This is a genomic window from Micromonospora sp. 4G55, from assembly GCF_016803375.1.
The window spans coordinates 1-3,412 of record NZ_JAEVHN010000648.1; the positions used below are offsets into that span (position 1 = coordinate 1).

General features: G+C 72.8%; 2 protein-coding genes and 2 pseudogenes. 3 read left to right on the top strand and 1 reads right to left on the bottom strand.

Annotated elements, in window-relative coordinates; translation table 11 throughout:
* The 3 genes and pseudogenes from JNW89_RS31630 to rocD form a co-directional block, all read left to right on the top strand.
* Positions 1 to 467: pseudogene (locus JNW89_RS31630) on the top strand (hypothetical protein); the annotation flags it as partial.
* A gap of 304 nt (positions 468 to 771) precedes the next feature.
* Positions 772 to 1,626 (top strand): dimethylargininase, encoded by an 855-nt coding sequence (gene ddaH, locus JNW89_RS31635; protein ID WP_375155172.1) that lies wholly within the window; start codon positions 772 to 774, stop codon positions 1,624 to 1,626.
* Positions 1,623 to 2,837 (top strand): ornithine--oxo-acid transaminase, encoded by a 1,215-nt coding sequence (rocD, locus tag JNW89_RS31640; RefSeq protein WP_238451856.1) that lies wholly within the window; start codon positions 1,623 to 1,625, stop codon positions 2,835 to 2,837. Before ddaH ends, rocD begins: the two co-directional genes overlap by 4 nt.
* Positions 2,838 to 2,898: 61 nt before the next feature.
* Here the strand turns inward: rocD and JNW89_RS31645 are convergent.
* Positions 2,899 to 3,412, bottom strand: a pseudogene (locus JNW89_RS31645) (FHA domain-containing protein); the annotation flags it as partial.

Genomic DNA, 3,412 nt, shown 5'->3' on the forward strand with positions numbered 1-3,412 from the left:
CCGGCTCACCGACGCGGACCGGGACACCCGGCCGGCCACGCCCCCTCCCCGACCCCACCGCCGAGCGGACCGTCGACCTGAACCACGACGGTGTCCCGGACCGGGACGAGGCCCGCCGGGAGACCCCGGTGGTCGCCGGCCCGAAGCCGCGGGCCAGCCTGCTGGCCACCCTCGGCCTGATCGTCTCCGTGGTCGGTGCCCTGTTCGTGCTCACCGGCACCCTGGCCGGGTACGGCATCGCGGTCGGCGCGGCCGGCGCGGTGCTGTCTGTCCTCGGCCTGATGGCGACCCGGCGGCGGCACGTCGCCGGCAAGACCGACGCGCTGATCGGCATCCTGCTGGGCCTGGCCGCGGTGGTGGTCGGGGTGGTCGCGATGACCGGCCAGTTCGACTGGCCGACCGCCGACGGCGACTGGGTGTCCCGGTTCCGGGAGTGGCTCGACTCACAGTTTGTCGACCGGTTCTGACGGGCACCTTTCCGCTCGCCGGTGGTGCGCCGGCGACGCCCGATCAGTCTGGTGGTTCACCAGCCGGGCACGCATCCTTTCGGGGGCGGCGGTTCGCCGCCCCCGAAGCGCGTCCGAGGGGCTGTCACCTCCCGTTTCGGGGTTGGCGGCCCCTTCGTCATGCGGGTGGCGGGCGGGAACGCAACAGATCACCGCCCGGGTGACGCCAGACGCAACGTTTCGTCGGCGTACGCAAGTCTCGGCGGTGGATGTCGTCGGCCGATGCCGCATACCGTTGACGGACGGCGCCAGCCCGTCGGCCGAGGTGGCCGGGCGCGCCGACCCCCAGGAGCAGGACATGACGATGGACGCCATCAGCCAGCGCTTCCTGATGTGCCGGCCGACGTACTTCGCCGTCGACTACGCCATCAACCCGTGGATGGACCCGACCGCGCCGGTCGACGCCGACCTGGCCATCCGGCAGTGGGAGCAGCTGCGCCAGACCTACCTCGACCTGGGCCACTCCGTCGAGCTGATCGACCCGGTCGCCGGCCTGCCGGACATGGTCTTCGCCGCCAACGGCGGCACGGTGATCGACCACAAGGCCATGGCGGTGCAGTTCCGCGACCCGCAGCGCGCCGACGAGGCGCCCGCCTACCGCGCCTGGTTCGAGGCCGCCGGCTTCGAGATGTACGACCCGAAGCACGTCAACGAGGGCGAGGGCGACGTCCTGCTGGTCGGCGACTACCTGCTGGCCGGCACCGGCTTCCGCACCGCGCACGCCTCGCACGCGCAGCTGCAGGAGGTCTTCGGCTACCCGGTGATCACGATGCAGCTGGTCGACCCGCGCTTCTACCACCTGGACACCGCGCTGACCGTGCTCGACGAGCGGACCGTGGCGTACCTTCCGGAGGCGTTCTCCCCCGGCAGCCAGGCGGTGCTGCGCCGGCTCTTCCCGGACGCGGTGCACGCCACCATGGCCGACGCCGAGGTGCTGGGGCTGAACGCGGTCAGCGACGGCCGGCACGTGGTGCTGCCGGCGCAGGCCACCGACCTGGCCGCGAAGCTGCGCGACCGGGGCTACGAGACCATCGGGATCGACCTGTCCGAGCTGCGCAAGGCCGGCGGCGGACCGAAGTGCTGCACGTTGCGACTCCGTCAGGGAAAGGCAAGCAAGTGATCGAGGACATGCTGCGGACTCCGGCCGCCGTACGGGACGCGGAGAAGCACACCGCGCACAACTACCACCCGCTGCCGGTGGTGATCTCCTCGGCCGAGGGCGCCTGGCTCACCGACGTGGACGGCCGCCGTTACCTGGACTGCCTCGCCGGCTACTCGGCGCTGAACTTCGGCCACCGGCACCCGACGCTGATCCGCGCCGCGCACGAGCAGCTCGACAAGCTGACGCTCACCAGCCGCGCGTTCATCCACGACCAGTTCGCCGACTTCTGCAAGGAGCTGGCCGAGCTGTGCGGCAAGGACCTGGTCCTGCCGATGAACACCGGCGCCGAGGCGGTCGAGACCGGCGTCAAGGTCGCCCGCAAGTGGGGCTACCAGGTCAAGGGCGTCACCCCCGGCCAGGCCAACATCGTGGTCGCCGAGGGCAACTTCCACGGCCGGACGACCACCATCGTCAGCTTCTCCACCGACGAGGACGCGCGCGCCGACTTCGGGCCGTACACCCCGGGCTTCACGGTCGTCCCCTACGGCGACCTGGACGCGCTGGCCGCCGCGATCGACGAGAACACCGTCGCCGTGCTGCTCGAGCCGATCCAGGGCGAGCAGGGCGTCGTGGTGCCGCCGGAGGGCTACCTGCCGGGCGTCCGCCGGGTCTGCACCGAGCGCAACGTGCTCTTCATCGCCGACGAGATCCAGTCCGGCCTGGGCCGGACCGGGCACACCTTCGCCTGCGACCACGAGGGCGTCGTGCCGGACATGTACCTGCTGGGCAAGGCGCTCGGCGGCGGCATCGTGCCGGTCTCCGCGGTCGCCGCGAACGCCGACGTGCTGGGGGTGCTGAAGCCGGGCCAGCACGGTTCGACCTTCGGCGGCAACCCGCTGGCCTGCGCGGTCGCCACCGAGGTGGTCCGGCTGCTGGCCACCGGCGAGTTCCAGCGCCGCTCCGCCGAGCTGGGCGCGCGGCTGCGCGCCGGCCTGGAGGGGCTGGTCGGCAAGGGTCTGGTCGCCGTCCGGGTCCGCGGCCTCTGGGCCGGGGTGGACATCGACCCGGCGCTGATGAGCGGCCGCCAGGCCTGTGAGCGGCTGATGGAGCGGGGCGTCCTGGCCAAGGACACCCACGGCTCCACCATCCGGCTGGCCCCGCCGCTGGTGATCACCGAGGAGGAGATCGACCACGCGGTGGCCCAGCTCGCCGCCGTGCTGGCCGGCTGACCTCGTACGCGCGAAGCGGGCGTCGGGACCACGGTCCCGACGCCCGCTCGTCGTTTCTCGGTCAGTTGCGGGGCAGGCGCATGGCCATGGTGGGCGCCTCGGCCATCACCGAGGTGGGGGTGAACGGGGCGCCGGTGGGCAGTTCCTTGGCGCGGCCGACCTGGACGCCCGGGTAGAGCTCGATCATGTCGGCGCCGCCGAGCACCCGGGACTGGTTGGGCGCGAGCGGGATCCGTTCCGCCTCGGTCATCGACCCGTGCGGACGGATGCCGGAGCCGTTGGTGCTGACGTCGGTCACGATCACCTCGCCGACCCGCAGCTCCAGCTTCAGGTGGCTGCGGCTGATCCAGCGCCGGGCCTCGTCGTTGAGCCACTGGCCGAGCATGATCCCGCCGCTGGCCTCGGGCGCCCGCCCGATGAACACCGGCTGCTCCTCGGTGAGCACGAACCGCCGCCGGACCAGGCCACCGATCCGGACCGCCAGCACCTCGGTGCGGGGGCGCGGCCCGGCGTCACCGAGCCGGGCGCCGTGCCGGGGGCAGGTCGGCACCCCGTTGCGCAGCGCGGGTGGCGGC